General features: G+C 49.5%; 15 protein-coding genes and 4 tRNA genes. 17 read left to right on the plus strand and 2 right to left on the minus strand.

Annotated features, from left to right (window positions below; all coding sequences use genetic code 11):
* Nucleotides 1–6: 6 nt before the first annotated feature.
* The 10 genes from DQW12_RS07865 to DQW12_RS07910 all read left to right on the plus strand — a co-directional run bounded on the left by DQW12_RS07865 (nt 7) and on the right by DQW12_RS07910 (nt 8,397).
* The gene (locus DQW12_RS07865; RefSeq protein ID WP_113907322.1) at nt 7–390 is read left to right on the plus strand and encodes a hypothetical protein; all 384 of its coding nucleotides are present in this window, start codon (nt 7–9) and stop codon (nt 388–390) included.
* Entirely contained in the window at nt 387–1,892 is a 1,506-nt protein-coding gene (locus DQW12_RS07870; protein WP_113907323.1) for a secretin GspD/PilQ domain-containing protein, read from the plus strand. The genes DQW12_RS07865 and DQW12_RS07870 overlap by 4 nt, the downstream gene beginning before the upstream one ends.
* A complete protein-coding gene (locus DQW12_RS07875) occupies nt 1,889–3,037 on the plus strand; it encodes a hypothetical protein (RefSeq protein ID WP_113907324.1) in 1,149 nt (382 codons plus the stop codon). The genes DQW12_RS07870 and DQW12_RS07875 overlap by 4 nt, the downstream gene beginning before the upstream one ends.
* Entirely contained in the window at nt 3,034–3,546 is a 513-nt protein-coding gene (locus DQW12_RS07880; RefSeq protein WP_113907325.1) for a hypothetical protein, read from the plus strand. Before DQW12_RS07875 ends, DQW12_RS07880 begins: the two co-directional genes overlap by 4 nt.
* Before the next feature lie 47 nt (nt 3,547–3,593).
* On the plus strand, nt 3,594–5,060 hold the full coding sequence (locus DQW12_RS07885; protein WP_198683929.1) for a GspE/PulE family protein: 1,467 nt from the start codon (nt 3,594–3,596) through the stop codon (nt 5,058–5,060).
* Complete coding sequence (locus DQW12_RS07890; RefSeq protein ID WP_157957878.1) at nt 5,053–6,141, plus strand: type II secretion system F family protein; 1,089 nt, start codon at nt 5,053–5,055, stop codon at nt 6,139–6,141. The genes DQW12_RS07885 and DQW12_RS07890 overlap by 8 nt, the downstream gene beginning before the upstream one ends.
* Nucleotides 6,142–6,213: 72 nt before the next feature.
* A complete protein-coding gene (locus DQW12_RS07895; RefSeq protein ID WP_113907328.1) occupies nt 6,214–6,657 on the plus strand; it encodes a type II secretion system protein in 444 nt (147 codons plus the stop codon).
* 3 nt (nt 6,658–6,660) lie between these two features.
* Complete coding sequence (locus DQW12_RS07900; RefSeq protein WP_113907329.1) at nt 6,661–6,885, plus strand: hypothetical protein; 225 nt, start codon at nt 6,661–6,663, stop codon at nt 6,883–6,885.
* A complete protein-coding gene (pilV, locus tag DQW12_RS07905; protein WP_113907499.1) occupies nt 6,872–7,801 on the plus strand; it encodes a shufflon system plasmid conjugative transfer pilus tip adhesin PilV in 930 nt (309 codons plus the stop codon). Before DQW12_RS07900 ends, pilV begins: the two co-directional genes overlap by 14 nt.
* Nucleotides 7,801–8,397, plus strand: a complete 597-nt coding sequence (locus tag DQW12_RS07910) for a TadE/TadG family type IV pilus assembly protein (protein WP_113907330.1) — start codon at nt 7,801–7,803, stop codon at nt 8,395–8,397. Before pilV ends, DQW12_RS07910 begins: the two co-directional genes overlap by 1 nt.
* Here the strand turns inward: DQW12_RS07910 and folD are convergent.
* Nucleotides 8,388–9,254: a bifunctional methylenetetrahydrofolate dehydrogenase/methenyltetrahydrofolate cyclohydrolase FolD gene (gene folD, locus DQW12_RS07915; RefSeq protein ID WP_113907331.1), complete on the minus strand. Its 867-nt coding sequence runs from the start codon at nt 9,252–9,254 to the stop codon at nt 8,388–8,390. The two genes, DQW12_RS07910 and folD, sit on opposite strands and share 10 nt — an antisense overlap.
* 242 nt (nt 9,255–9,496) lie before the next feature.
* Here folD and DQW12_RS07920 point away from each other — a divergent pair.
* From DQW12_RS07920 to DQW12_RS07935, 4 genes are all read left to right on the plus strand, one after another.
* Nucleotides 9,497–9,573 (plus strand) — tRNA-Pro (locus tag DQW12_RS07920).
* Between the two features lie 61 nt (nt 9,574–9,634).
* Nucleotides 9,635–9,711: transfer RNA gene (locus tag DQW12_RS07925), tRNA-Arg, on the plus strand.
* Nucleotides 9,712–9,819: 108 nt separating this feature from the next.
* Nucleotides 9,820–9,895, plus strand: a tRNA-His gene (locus DQW12_RS07930).
* Between the two features lie 40 nt (nt 9,896–9,935).
* Nucleotides 9,936–10,012: transfer RNA gene (locus DQW12_RS07935), tRNA-Pro, on the plus strand.
* Nucleotides 10,013–10,074: 62 nt separating this feature from the next.
* On the opposite strand, the gene DQW12_RS07940 is transcribed toward DQW12_RS07935, so the two are convergent.
* A complete protein-coding gene (locus tag DQW12_RS07940; protein ID WP_113907332.1) occupies nt 10,075–10,617 on the minus strand; it encodes a DUF1415 domain-containing protein in 543 nt (180 codons plus the stop codon).
* Between the two features lie 60 nt (nt 10,618–10,677).
* On the opposite strand from DQW12_RS07940, the gene DQW12_RS07945 reads away from it, so the two are divergent.
* From DQW12_RS07945 to DQW12_RS07955, 3 genes are read left to right on the plus strand one after another with little or no spacing between them, the layout of a single operon-like run.
* Nucleotides 10,678–11,958 carry a flavohemoglobin expression-modulating QEGLA motif protein gene (locus DQW12_RS07945; protein WP_113907500.1) on the plus strand — a complete coding sequence of 427 codons (1,281 nt, stop codon included), beginning with the start codon at nt 10,678–10,680 and terminating at the stop codon, nt 11,956–11,958.
* 25 nt (nt 11,959–11,983) lie between these two features.
* Nucleotides 11,984–13,180 carry a trans-sulfuration enzyme family protein gene (locus DQW12_RS07950; protein ID WP_113907333.1) on the plus strand — a complete coding sequence of 399 codons (1,197 nt, stop codon included), beginning with the start codon at nt 11,984–11,986 and terminating at the stop codon, nt 13,178–13,180.
* Nucleotides 13,143–13,775 (plus strand): YigZ family protein, encoded by a 633-nt coding sequence (locus DQW12_RS07955; RefSeq protein WP_113907334.1) that lies wholly within the window; start codon nt 13,143–13,145, stop codon nt 13,773–13,775. Before DQW12_RS07950 ends, DQW12_RS07955 begins: the two co-directional genes overlap by 38 nt.
* The last annotated feature ends 2 nt before the right edge of the window (nt 13,776–13,777 follow it).

A 13,777-nucleotide genomic window follows, 5' to 3' on the forward strand; every position in this document is an offset into this window, starting at 1 on the left:
GATGTTATGCATGTGATGACACGGAGCGTCATCGGTACTCTAGCAGCTACGCTGAGCGTAGCTAGCTATGGGTCTATTGACCAGCAATGCCAACCTTTTATGCAGCCCAGTGTCGCGGTTGCAGTCGACAGCGAAGAACCTGTGCGCTTCTCCATGAATGCCGCACTTCTTAAACCTCAGCTTGAATCTTTACTGGCCCAACAGTGGGGTGTACAGCGCGTGGTTTGGTATGCTGATCAACACCATATCTGGCCCACCGACTTTGAGCTTAATGCTCCCCATTGGGATGCTCTATTAGAGAGCTTACTCGCTCCATATCAACTTCGTGTTGTGTTGCACCCGAATGCAATGGCCGTTATCGACTATCTGCCGGAGGCGAAACAATTATGAAAGGTTTAAAACTGCTATTTGCATGCCTCATGATGTTGCTTGTTGGTTGCCAAACCCCACTTGTCTATGAACAGGCGGAGGCTGAGGCTCAAGCGCGACTTGCTGCACATCGCGCGCTCGAGTCAACGCCAAACACGAGTCCACACATTGTACGTGAGCAAGGCTATTTCGTTCCGCCACTTAACTTACCTAGCCAAAGTGGGCCGGCTTGGATGCAATTGCCGGTGCATTTTGCGTTCGAAGACTACCCACTAGGTCGCGCATTACAAGATTTGCTCGCTCCCGAAGGGATTAGCGTTCGTGTATTGGATGATATTGATCGGGAGCAGCGTGTTACCTTGCGCCTACAAGGAACGTTGGGCGATGCATTAACGCAACTTGCCATGATGACCGGACTCTCGTTTGAAGCTACGGATCAGCTTGTGGTATGGCGACAGTTTGAAGTGGCGGAGTTCGACGTGGCGTTTTTGGCTGGCGAAACAAATTTCTTTTTAGGACAAGAAGCAGGTAGTACAACCTCGACACCGAACACGAATAACCAAATGGTTGTTAGTGGTGCAGGTGTAAACGACGATTCGAGTCAATATTTGAATTTTGTCAGTGAGCAACTGTCCGTTTGGCAAGACCTTGAAAATGCGCTTACTTTGCTGTTGTCGACGGAGGGTTCCTTAGCCATTAATCAGAGCTCTACTTCCATTTTAGTTCGCGATTACCCGCAGCATGTGCAATTAGTACGCGAGTATATTTTGCAGCAAAATGAGCGCCTCACTCGGCAAGTGTCGGTCGATATTCAGGTTATCGATGTCACATTCTTGGACAATAAACAAACCGGTATCGACTGGAACCTTGTGCATGAGGCCACCAATGGCTCCGGTGTATTGAATCTTTTTAATCCGGCTGGCGCCAATCAGTTTCTTCAGCGTGCTCAAGGAGCGCTCTATCAACGTGGTTCAGGGAAGTTTGCCGGTTCAGAACTGCTCATTGCTGCATTGCAGGAACAAGGCGTGGTTGAAGTGAGTAATCATCCTCGAATGGTGAGCTTGAATAACCAAATTTCGAAGGTGGTTCTTGAGGAAAATGTAACCTACTTAGCGTCTGCTGGAAGCAGTTCAACAGCGAATGTAGGCAGTAATGATCTTCTTATTCCAGGTGTGGTTCGTACTGGCTTTGAACTGTATTTACTTCCAAAAATTTCCAACCAGCAGGTGCTATTGCAGCTTTCCACTAGCTTGAGTGACTTAAAGGGAATTGATGAAGTTAGTTCTGGCGAAACCACAATTCAAACGCCGCAAACCTCACGCAAAAAATTCTTTATGAAGGCGATTGTACAGAACCAAGAAACCTTACTCATTACGGGGCTGCAAAATACTCGAAACCAGTGGAAATCGCAGCAAGGTATATTGCCGTGGTTATTCGGTGGCCAGCGCAGTGTGCAACGACAACATGTAGAAACCATAGTGTTACTTACGCCGCGCATTCTCAACTCAGGGAACATGCTATGAGCCTTGTGTTTGTAGACGCCGTTCAAGGGCGATCGTTGCAGCGCAGCATACAAACCGCTGCAAAGCGTTTCCCAAACGGATTTGCAGCGGTATTGAGGCGCGCGAAGCAACGCTGGTTGCTTTACTCTGCGGAGCAAGTTTCATTGCGAGCGGCGCATTGCTTTGAAAACTCACCTGAGCGCCAGGGTATTGCATTAACCTTAGTGGGAACACGCTATAACTTGTGTGCATGGCAGGACAATAAGCTGCGCCTTTACTTCTGGGGGGAAGAGCACGAGTGCCAGTTTCTACTGCATCAGTTGGCAGCGAATCCTAATTTTAAACCCGCACTTTATTTGACAGAAAACGTAAGCGGAGGATTAGCGCAAGACGTTCGTAAACTTTGGTCTACCGGAATTTCTGCTTGGCCGAATTCTACCAATAAAAAGCGAGTGGCTACGCTGATGCCCGTGCGTCGCTTGAATGCGCGGGGACCGCTGCTTGTATTGGTTCTTTTAGGCTTACTCGGTGTGCTGTGGTACGGCTATAGCAGCTATAGCGCGGCAAAAAATGCTGCAGCAATTACCCCAGAAGTGTCGCAAATTTACCAGCAGATCGCTTCCAGCAGAGCACAGCCCACGCCGTTATTTAAATTGGACTATCAAGTTCAGAGTTTGCTGCAACGGGTTTACGGCTGGGAAGTTGATCAGGTCGAATTTTCGCCAAATAGGGTGCAATATCGCTTGCAACAAGACGGTGGACTGAACGGCGAATTACGGAATTTTGCCAATGCGCATGGATTTCTGCTCAGTTTCCAGAACAACCGAGCTGTGTTAAGTCGCTCTATTCAACTGCCGGACAGTGTTAATAACCCAGACCAACTCAGTTGGCATAGTGTAACCGAGTTGAGCGACTGGCTTGATGAACGATTACGACTATGGTTGCCGAATTTTCGTGTGCAGGTAGGGGCACGACAAAGTGAACAAGGTTGGCAGTCGCAACCCCTAATGATTGAATTTCAGAATGTATACAGCTCCGATTTATTAACATTGGCGGGTATTTTAAGTGAGTTACCGGTAGCGCTTGAGGGCTTGGATTATCGCCGGCAAGGGGAGCAAATAACGGGCTTATTGCGGTTAACCGCGTTTGGGAGGGAACCTGAATGACATCTACATTAACACTTGCGCTTTTGTTGTTGGGTGACAGTTATTTGGCAACACCCAGTGAACAGGTAGACATTTTAGCCGAGCACGCAGTTTTTCCCGCAGAGGGAAAACAGCATCAACAGCTTGCTTTGTCGCTGCGCAACCAGCGATTGTTAGAACAGCAAGCTGAGAGTCGCGCTCGTCAGTTGCAGCATCAGTTGCTCGCTGCGCAGGCCTTGCATGCAATGCGGCAAATGTCGGTGGTGGTTGCAACGACAGACTTAAATTCGGAAGAAGAGAATAACGCACCCGGTGAAATGACGGTGCAAGTGGACTTGCATCGCTTCCGGTTGTTAGCACTGTTCTTTCGAGAAGGGCGTTGGATAGCCCGGCTAGGGTATGGCGATCATATTGTTGCTGCGCGATCAGGAGACATTATTCTCGGTGACGTAGAGGTTGTTGTCGAGCCGACGCGGGTGGTTTTGGCTAGCCATAATAGTCGGCATACGCTTTCCTTGGGTATCTACTAATGGCGTTGCTTCCTGTTCTTAAAAGCCTCGGTGCTGCACAGGTGTGTATGCGGTTATTACCACTCTGTATGCGCGTTCAAGAAAAGTGGAATAGTGCCGCCGAAGGCGTCGTTATTCTCGATAATGGAACTTTGCTGGCAACAGAAGCTGCGTGGCAACGTTACCCACAAATGTTGTGCAACTTAGCGAATGAAGGAAAGTTAGTCTATCCGTCGCTCCAGTGGGCCCTTGCGGATAGTGCTTTTGTTCGTCAATGTCTTGCAGACGGCGATGCGAGCCGGCGCGAACTTGCACGGCGAGCTGCTTTAGCGCTCGACGCGGAAACCTTAGCCAAACAGTCGTTGCTCGATATTGTGAGCGATGCCTATAGCCAAGGTGCCAGCGACATTCACTTTCGTATGACAGGCTCTGAAGCGCGCATTGCTTATCGCATTCATGGCCAGTTACGGCACCAAACTGCCCGCAGCCGAACGTCGGTAACCGAAGCTATTGCTGCTGCACTAAACACCCAGTCGGACGATTTTCATGACGTGTTCGATGAGTCTCAGGTAACGGGTGCAAGTATTACGCTAACACTTCCGGACTCGGGCTTACCTATTCGAATACGCTCGCAGAAGTCGCCCTGTCGTGATGGCTTTTCCGTAACACTGCGATTACAGGCAGACTCAACTGCACGTGCACTTACGCTTAGTGAACTCGGTTTTGCCAGTGAAAGGGCGAAACGATTGCAACATATTATGGGGCAAGCAACGGGGCTTTTACTAATATCTGGGCCAACAGGACACGGCAAAACAACGACTTTAGCGGCGCTTAATCGGGAAGTTCCAGCCACCCGAAAAGTTGTTTCGTTAGAAGACCCCATTGAGATTATTCAGCCACGAATAGAACAAAAATATGTGTCTACGGATAACAATCCGGAAGCGTTTGCGCACATGATTCGGTCCGTACTCCGTGAAGATCCCGACGTGATCGAAGTGAGTGAAATACGCGATCTTGCAACCGCAAAAGCAGCTGTAACGGCGGCGACTACGGGGCATTTAGTAGTGTCTACGGTGCATGCAACAGATGCCGTCGGAATTTTATCCCGTCTTTATGATCTCGGTGTTTCTTCGTTGCAATTGAGCCAGCCTCATCTCTTTGCTGGCCTATTGGCGCAACGGCTCTTGCCAAAGCTTTGTTCCTCATGCAAAGAGCGTGTGCAAGATAACCGCTGGGGGACTGTTTATCGACAATCTAAAAGTGGCTGCGAGCAGTGTAATTTCACGGGCTCAAATGGGCGTATTGCTATCTCGGAATTAATAGTACCGAATGAAGAGGCGACAACCTTTATTCGTGAGCAAAAACTTAGCCAGTGGTGCGCTTCGCTAGCGCAACAGGGCTGGGATAGTATGGCGTGTGAGGCGTTCATGTGGGTGCAAAGAGGGGTGCTAGATCCAAGCTATGCGGCGGAATTAATTCCTGGTTATGCGCAACATGCTGGAGCTGAGCTGCAACAGGAGCCTGCTCATGTTTGAATCTATAAAAGTATTCAACGAGCGGCGCAAGGCACTGCCTGCACGAACACAAGTCACGCTAGTGGTAGATTTCTTGAATTGGCTTGATCAAGGGTGTACGCCACGGCAAACCATACAACTGATGCATAGCATGGCGCTTGAGCTACGCGACAAGGATTTAAGCCGCGCCTTAGAAAATGTTCAGTCAAGGCTGAGTGAAGGGAAAACCCTTGCTGACGCGTTACAACCCTGGGTGAGTGAAGAGCTTTATTTAATGCTAGCGAGTGGAGCCCCGATACCCACTATTTTGTCGTCTATAGAACGTTACCAACAAATGCTCATACAACAGCAAGCGTTGAGGCAAACGCTGGTGAGCAAAATGAGTTATCCACTCGTGCTTTGTATCGTTGCACTACTCAGCTTGTTTGGGGTTGGGCACTTTGTTATGCCGCGCCTTTCAAGCCTGCTCAATAGCGGCTCGAACACCAGTGCGCAATGGCCTTGGTGGAGCTCATTGCTGCTCGATTTAACCGCCTTGTTTCCCTATGTTCTGATTGTACTGGTTGCTGGGCTCTTGGTTTTTGCTGTTGCAGTAAACAAAGTGCTCCCCAACCAGCAGCGTAATGGAATCTTCGGCATTTTTGCTGTAGGTCTGCGAAATTCTGGGATCTATCAAATTTATCGCGGTTGGTACGCCGTTAGTGTATTGAATCGTTTGCGTTTATTACTGTCGAGAGGCTTTAGTTTGGGGCATGTCGCTGAACGTTTGCAGCGAAATAGCTCTGGACTTGCACAGTTTCACTTTATGTTTATGCGCTCCAAAATGGCGCAAGGAGAGACTGACCTTTGTGACATCATGAACTCGGGATTGCTAGATCAAACCTCGGTGCTGCGCCTACGTATGAGTGTGGGGCGGGGCGTGAGTCGCGCAGAGCAACTAGAAATGATCGCCCAAGGTATCGAAAAACGCACGAGTCGCATTATCAAGTCACGGTTGCAGCGGCTTGTTGTGGGTACCTATAGTTTCGCTTTTTTGATTTTGTCGGTGGTTGTACTCGGGATAGGACAAATGATTTTCAAAATTGTATCGCAGTGGCAGTAACGGGTTACTGTCGCGTTACATTTAAGTAGTTCGTAACTAAAACAACCTGCTTTAACAGCAAAGGAGTGTGAAATGAAGAAACAACAAAATGGATTTACCTTTATTGAAGTGTTGGCGGTGCTTAGTATTATTGCGCTGGCAACAATAGGTGTGTTGGCGCTACGCGATTGGGCTGCGAGCAATGCTCGTGTTGCCGATACCAAAGCGCAAATTGCCACTATTCAGTCAGGGGTTCAGCAATGGCGCCCGCGCAACGGCGTGTTTACGGGCATTTCGGTGGAGAACTTGTCTGACGTTGCCGCAGTTCCCGTTGAATGGGGCGACGGGCGCGAAATTAATCCATGGGGTGGGGATATTACGGTAACAGCGGACAATAGCGACCCAACTCGGTATGTCATTCGCTTTACCAATATTCGCGTTCCGGAGGAAGGCCAGCGGCTACTCCGTGATTATGAAGAAATCGCCACCAGTGTGAGCTTCACGAGCAGTACCTTCGAAGTTCAATTCCAAGGATAAGCGATGAACTTACTCGAGTGCTCGGCAGCGATTGGGTTCATGCTGGTGATAGGTACGAGCTACCTTGCGTTCAGCGAGCGAAGCCACGAGCACTATCGAGAGGAAGTTGAAAATGCGTTAGCTCAGCCGGTGCTATGTAAAAGTCGATTCCGACAAAGCATTCAATATCAGCAGGAGCTAACCTTTTTTCAGCAAACCGCTATGGAGGGTTGTGATGCATCACACTAAAGGTTTTACCTTGCTCGAATTGGTGGCTGTGCTGGCACTCAGTGCCGGGTTACTGTTGTCGATTACCCAAATTCAAAGCCTTTTGGGGAAAAAACAGAACCTTCATCAAGTAGTTTATGGCATTGAGAGCCTGCAATCTGATTTAATTCGTTTTCAGCGTGAACATGAGCGAGTGCCGCAGAGTTTGATAGAAGTTTGGGGGCAGAATGTCCCAGCTATAGCGACTGTGAATTCTATTCAACTCCAGGTAGAAGAGGATATCGAGCTGAAGTTGTTGTTCAATACCGAATGGCAAGCGCTTCAAGTTGAACAACGGCTCATGAACACACGCGTGCAAGATAATGCCTTATGGGTACGCGTACCGAAACTGCATAGGTCTGAATTAGAGGTTGATTCAGAGCAATTTCTCCATCGCTTTGCGGTAACCAACCAGCCTGAGTTAAACCAAATGCATACTGATCTTGATATGCATGGCAACAGTCTTCTTAATGTGCGCGATATTAGTGCGACCAGCGGGAGTTTCAGTCACCTGCAAAGTGAAACCTTAAGGCTTGATCACTTGCTGAGTGAAACTTTGACGGTGACCGAATCGGCTAATATTGCCGAGTTATCGGCGGATCATGTGTTAGCGCGCACGGCGCAAGTGGATACATTGAGTTTAGAGGTTCTTGAGAGTGAACTCTTTAGTGGCACAGAAGCGGTTATAGACACCATAACGGCAGAGTCAATTCAAAGTGAAGCGCTGGTTGTGGAGATGGCAAATTTTCGCACCATGACCACCAAAGAATTAAAGGTAGGGCAGCTCTATGCCACCGATGTGATTGCTGGGGGGATTTCGTTTAATGAGTTGCACCAGCGATTACAGGTGTTAGAGGTGCAATGGCTTGACTGCAAAAATAGCGGTGGGTGTCGCTAATGTTACGTAGAGCAAAGGGTCAAAGCTTAGTAGAAGGGCTCATTGCTTTACCCATTTTTTTGTTGTTTTGTGCCGCGCTTGTGCAGCTTGTTTGGCTCTTGCTCGCTCAACATTTATTGAACTCCGCTACTCGGTATGTCGCCTTACAAGAGAGTGTAAAACCCGGAAGTAGTTTAGAACAGCAGGCTGTTTTCCTGTCGCGGATGAAACCGCTGCCGGGGCGCGGGTACGTGGTCCCGCTTATCAGCGTTTTGGAGCCTGAACTAGCGCTCGTGCAGAACGCCGATTTAACCGAAACCGATGCGGGGCAATACCTTCACGATATGGATTATGTGCATATACAATTGCAAGAAAGAACCGATCAACAAGCAGAAGCGTGGCTCAAGTTAGCTGTGGTTAATGTGGAAGTGAAGTGGTGTTTTCCGCTTCGTGTACCCTGGGTCAGTGAAGTGGTTAACGTTGTTGACTGGTTTGCCGATCAAGCTCATCAGGCTTATTGTGCTGGCTACGGGCAAATGGGTACTCCGCATTTTCCACTGCGAAGTGTGAGCAAAGTACCCTTAAAAGCTACGCGTGAGTGGCAGCCTCAACTGTGAAACTGATTACAAGCAAATAAGGTGTTTTCCATTAAGCAGGCCACGGTCATGGGGCCAACCCCACCGGGTACAGGGGTTATAAAGCTGGCACGATACTGAGCAACGTCAAACTCGATGTCGCCGCACAGGGAGCCGTCTGCTTTTCGATTGATTCCCACGTCAATGACAATTGCTCCGGGTTTAATCCAGTCGCCCGGAATAAAGGCAGCTTTACCCACCGCCGCAATAACAATGTCGGCTTGCCTTACATGATGTTCAAGGTTTTGGGTAAAACGATGGCACACGGTTGTGGTAGCGCCGCCGAGTAAGAGTTCTAAGCTCATGGGCCGACCAACAATATTAGAGGCGCCGACCACTACCGCATGCAAACCATGAATGTCTGTTCCAGTAGAGGCTAATAGCTTCATAACACCCCATGGCGTGCAAGGGCGCAGTAGGGGTATACGTTGCGCGAGGCGACCAATGTTGTAGGGGTGAAAACCGTCTACGTCTTTGCTTGGCGAAATACGTTCAAGAATGCGCGTCGTGTCGATGCCAGCAGGTAGGGGAAGTTGTACTAAGATGCCATCAACTGCTGGGTCTGCATTTAATTGATCAACTAACTTCTCTAAGGTTTCTTGCGACACAGTAACCGGTAAGTCATAGGCGCGAGATTCAAAGCCGACTTCTTCACAGGCTTTCCGTTTGCTGCCCACGTAAACTTTCGATGCTGCGTCTTCCCCTACCAATACAACGGCTAAGCAGGGCGCGCGTAAGCCTTGCGCTAATCGTTGCTGAACACCCGCTTTTACCGAAGTGCGAATAGTAGCTGCAAGTGCTTTACCGTCAATTAGTTGTGCTGCGTTTGCCTGTGTCATGAAGCGAGGTATCCACGTTGAAATGGGTTAACATCAATGGTGCTCTATTGTCGCAAAAAAGCCTATATATGCCTAGTATTGCGAACAACAAAGCAGAGAAGTACGGTAGTATTGTTGTAAAAATGAGCGAACGAGCTGTTGCGTTTAAAAAAGGTTTGACGATATGACAGCGGGGCGGTAATATTCGCCCCCGTTGTCACCCGGCGCATGAAAACGCTTCGGAAGCATAAAAGTAATAAGTTCGGCGAGTAGCGCAGCTTGGTAGCGCACTTGGTTTGGGTCCAAGGGGTCGCTGGTTCGAATCCAGTCTCGCCGACCATTTACTTGGTTGCAGAAGATTGTTTAATGCAAAAGAACAGCAGGAATTAGTTCCAAGCCGCGCGCCCGTAGCTCAGCTGGATAGAGCAACGGCCTTCTAAGCCGTCGGTCGCAGGTTCGAATCCTGCCGGGCGTGCCAGTCTTGCAAAGGTTAATTATTTCTTTGTAACGGCCTAAGTACTGGCGTGTAATGTTTAGGTTTTATAAGCCTTGAGAAGGCGAATAAGGCAACAAATACCTATCAGTGGTGGGTGTAGCTCAGTTGGTAGAGCCCCGGATTGTGATTCCGGTTGTCGTGGGTTCGAGTCCCATCATCCACCCCATCTTTAAAGCACTCTAGCTTTGTTTAATCAAGGTGAATGTCGGCGAGTAGCGCAGCTTGGTAGCGCACTTGGTTTGGGTCCAAGGGGTCGCTGGTTCGAATCCAGTCTCGCCGACCATTTTCCCAATATCTCAACTCATTCGTAATACGCTCAATATAGCGTAATGTCTTTTTCAAGCGTTATGAGCGGCAGGCCTTCAACTGTGCTGCCAATTCCGCGTTCCCTAATTTTCGCATTAACTCGATATTGTTGAGCGGAATTTGCTCGGGCTTAGGGTAACGCGCCAACACTTTTTCCATTTGCTCACTTCTTAATATATGCAAAAGCGGCCATGGAGAGCGGTTAGTGTAATTTGCTGGATCCTGTTCTTCACTGTCGGCAAAACAGTAGTTGGGATGAAAGTGAGCGAGTTGAAACTCCGTAGCCCAGCCGTGCGTATTGAGAATTTGCTCGGCGAGTCCAACGCGATTTAAAAACGATTCAAAAGTAGCCACAGTTGGCCATATTATTAACGTTGTGCTGGTGTCAGGATGTGCCATCAGGTATCCAATTTCAGTACAGAAGCGATCATAAACGGCGTTGTCGTCGGCACTGTTGTCGACGGTAAAGCGAATACGTTGTTGCGCAAACTCACGATGTGCGAAAGGGCAGAGGTTAAGGCCAATAACGAGCCGTTCGAGCCACAGCTGTGTTTGTGAAATCATTGAACTTTCTGCGCTCATCTACTATCCCTCTAGGCTATTCACGTTCTATTATACGGCAATTGAAAAGACAGGGTAATGATTATGGAACCGCATTTACTGGAGCGCGCTCGTGAGCTTTCAGACCGTTTAGTGCAACTACAAACGCCGATTCGGATTCTCGACGCGGTGAATTGGCCGCGGGATATTCGAGAATCGTTCTTTGCGGCTAAAGGCGAAAAATTACCAAATATCGACAAATCATTTTATGCCAGCCGCCCGCCGGGCTTTGACACCGCGGAATTGCGCCATGCGCTTGCGGACCTACAGCGTGACATTGTGCGTAATTTGGGGCAGCTGAGCCCCATTTCTCAGCTGATGAAACGCGCGTGCCGCGAGTATCGTGACGTTATTCGCATGATCGAAGCTCGCGGCAGCGAAGAATTTCATGAGTTATCGGTCGAACTTTATGGCCACCCAGACGATGTATTTCATGCGGGGGAACCGACTTTAGCAGAGCTTGCTGCCATGTTGCGAAGTCCATTGGCGAGTTTACTTGACAGTGACGCGTTGCCTGAGGAAAAGAAGAATATTGAAGCGGCAGTGGCGGTAGACAAACTGCAAGCTCAGTTGAATGCCAGTATGCCCGGGCTGAATGTGAATGTAATGCTTTCGGACGGGATCGTGAGCGACGCGGCAGCGGGCGCGGACCGAATTAAAATGAATCAAGACGTGAAATTTTCTCAGCGGGAACTTGATATTTTAGAGGTTCACGAAGGCTGGATTCATGTGGGGACTACCCAGAACGGACTTGCGCAGCCTTATCTTACCTGCTTGAGCAAGGGCACGCCGAGTGCGACCATTACACAAGAAGGCCTTGCGGTGTTAACCGAGGTCATTACACTGCGCTCAACCCCACGCCGCTTGGCGAAACTGGTTGGCCGTATTGAGGCGGTAAAGCAAGCCGCCGACGGCGCAGACTTTATTGAGGTGTTTCGCGATTGTTTAAGCAAAGGCATGAGTAAAGAGGAAGCGTATACGTTAACGCAACGCGTATTCCGTGGCAGCACGCCAAACGGCGCCCCGTTCACGAAAGATCTCGCCTATATTCGCGGTTTTGTTTTAGTGTACAACCTCATTCGTGTTGCTATTCAGTTGGGGCGTATTGACCGTTTGCCGTTGTTGTTAACGGGTAAAGTAGCGGTCGACGACTTCCGGCAAATTTGTGAATTACACGACTCGGGTGTTATTGAAGCGCCGAAGTACGTGCCTCCTCACTTTAAAGACTTACGCGGTCTTGCAACATGGCTCAGCGTTGGACGGTTCTTAGGTGATTTTTCCTTTACGCAACTAGAGAATGACTACCGACCATTGATTCCTTAATAGGGTGTGGTAACAAGGGTTTTTTATGACGCTTAAACACAATGGCTATGAAATAGAAACGAAGATTGCGCAAGCTTTGAATGCTGACAATAAAGCCGCTGAAGATCATGCTGTTGGCGGCGTAGTGCCGGCTATTCATATGTCGACTACTTATTATCGAGATGCCGACAATGAGTATCGTAGTGGCCGCGTGTATGGCCGCGACGATAATCCAACGTTTTTGCCTGCTGAACAGTTGTTGGCGAATTTAGAGCAGGGTGAAGAATCCTTGCTTTTTAGCTCGGGCATGGCCGCAGCGGTTGCTGTTTTTTACGCCCTAACACCGGGTTCTACAGTATTTGCTCCAAAGGTGATGTATTGGGCGCTACGCAACTGGCTAGCGGGTACGGCGACCGAGTGGGGGTTAAAGGTTCAATTTCTGGATATGACCGATACAGGGCAAGTGGTGCAAGCCTTGCACGAGCAAAAGCCTGCCTTAATTTGGCTTGAGTCACCGGCAAATCCGTTGTGGCAAGTAACGGATATAGCGACAATTGCCGCAGCGGCAAAAGGCGTGGGCAGCTTGGTTGCCGTAGATTCAACGGTAGCGACGCCGATATTTTGCCAGCCACTTTCGCTCGGTGCGGATATTGTAATGCACTCGGCAACAAAGTATTTAAATGGACATTCAGATGTTGTGGCTGGTGCGCTCGTTACCCGCCACAAAACCGATTTTTGGTTACGCGTTCGTCAGCAGCGGCGGCAAGCCGGAGCTATTTTGTCCCCTTTCGACGCCTCACAGCTATTGCGTGGTATGCGCACTTTAGCACTGCGCGTCCGATATTCAGCGGCCTCGGCGTTATGGTTGGCAGAGCAACTGCAACAACACCCGCGAGTCGCCGCAGTCTTGTATCCGGGCTTGCCAAGCTGTGCTGGGCATGAAATTGCCAAGGCACAATGGCAAGGCGGGTTTGGTGGCATGCTTTCGGTGCGCTTTAAAGATAGCTCTGATTCTGCAGCTGATTTTGCAGCTGATTTCGCAATAAAGGTAGCCGCGCACACCAAGCTTTGGAAACGAGCCACGTCGTTAGGCGCAGTAGAGAGCTTGATTGAACATAGGGCGAGTATTGAGGGGCCGGGCACGCCAGTTCCACACGACTTGTTGCGTTTGTCGGTGGGTATTGAAGCTCCGCAGGATTTATTGAATGACCTTGAGCAAGCAATGCAACGCGCCGGTGACTAGTTTTGAGATACCGGCTGGACCGGCGGAAATCGAGCTTGAGATCAAGAAAAGCCGCTTTATTGCCCGAGCAGACGCGGCTTCCTCTCGTGAACAAGCCTTGGCTGTTTTACAGCACATGCGTGCTCGTTTTCCGGACGCACGCCATCATTGTTGGGCTTATCAGCTCGGTGCGCCAAGCTCGCCTTTTAGTGCGGCTATGAACGACGATGGTGAGCCTTCGGGAACGGCCGGCAAGCCAATCTTGAATGTGATACAGCACAAATCGATAGGCAATCTGATGGTGGTGGTGTCGCGCTATTTCGGTGGCGTAAAGCTTGGTGCGGGTGGCTTAGTGCGAGCATATTCTGCAGCCGCAGAACAAGCCATTGCCACTTTGCCGCTAACCACCTATGAACCTTTAAGCGAACACTGTATTTACTGTGACTTTGCCCACGAACAGCTCGTGCGACAATGGCTGCTTGAACAGCAAGGGGAAATTGCCGCTGTGGAATACGGCCAGGAAGTTGCCTTAACGGTTCGGTTACCCACCACAAAAACAGCGGCTTTCGTTGAGTTTCTCGCTCGCTTGGGGGCTCAATGGACTAAAAATGATTGAGC

Origin of the sequence: Aliidiomarina celeris, assembly GCF_003316875.1 — a bacterium.
GTDB classification, from domain to species: Bacteria; Pseudomonadota; Gammaproteobacteria; order Enterobacterales; family Alteromonadaceae; genus Aliidiomarina; species Aliidiomarina celeris.

Excerpts from the sequence above, each read along its gene's own strand:
- DQW12_RS07865 (WP_113907322.1), top strand. The coding sequence starts at position 7 with ATGCATGTGATGACACGGAGCGTCATCGGTACTCTAGCAGCTACGCTG.
- DQW12_RS07870 (WP_113907323.1), top strand. The coding sequence starts at position 387 with ATGAAAGGTTTAAAACTGCTATTTGCATGCCTCATGATGTTGCTTGTT.
- DQW12_RS07875 (WP_113907324.1), top strand. The coding sequence starts at position 1,889 with ATGAGCCTTGTGTTTGTAGACGCCGTTCAAGGGCGATCGTTGCAGCGC.
- DQW12_RS07880 (WP_113907325.1), top strand. The coding sequence starts at position 3,034 with ATGACATCTACATTAACACTTGCGCTTTTGTTGTTGGGTGACAGTTAT.
- DQW12_RS07885 (WP_198683929.1), top strand. The coding sequence starts at position 3,594 with ATGCGGTTATTACCACTCTGTATGCGCGTTCAAGAAAAGTGGAATAGT.
- DQW12_RS07890 (WP_157957878.1), top strand. The coding sequence starts at position 5,053 with ATGTTTGAATCTATAAAAGTATTCAACGAGCGGCGCAAGGCACTGCCT.
- DQW12_RS07895 (WP_113907328.1), top strand. The coding sequence starts at position 6,214 with ATGAAGAAACAACAAAATGGATTTACCTTTATTGAAGTGTTGGCGGTG.
- DQW12_RS07900 (WP_113907329.1), top strand. The coding sequence starts at position 6,661 with ATGAACTTACTCGAGTGCTCGGCAGCGATTGGGTTCATGCTGGTGATA.
- pilV (WP_113907499.1), top strand. The coding sequence starts at position 6,872 with ATGCATCACACTAAAGGTTTTACCTTGCTCGAATTGGTGGCTGTGCTG.
- DQW12_RS07910 (WP_113907330.1), top strand. The coding sequence starts at position 7,801 with ATGTTACGTAGAGCAAAGGGTCAAAGCTTAGTAGAAGGGCTCATTGCT.
- folD (WP_113907331.1), bottom strand. The coding sequence starts at position 9,254 with ATGACACAGGCAAACGCAGCACAACTAATTGACGGTAAAGCACTTGCA.
- DQW12_RS07940 (WP_113907332.1), bottom strand. The coding sequence starts at position 10,617 with ATGAGCGCAGAAAGTTCAATGATTTCACAAACACAGCTGTGGCTCGAA.
- DQW12_RS07950 (WP_113907333.1), top strand. The coding sequence starts at position 11,984 with ATGACGCTTAAACACAATGGCTATGAAATAGAAACGAAGATTGCGCAA.
- DQW12_RS07955 (WP_113907334.1), top strand. The coding sequence starts at position 13,143 with ATGACCTTGAGCAAGCAATGCAACGCGCCGGTGACTAGTTTTGAGATA.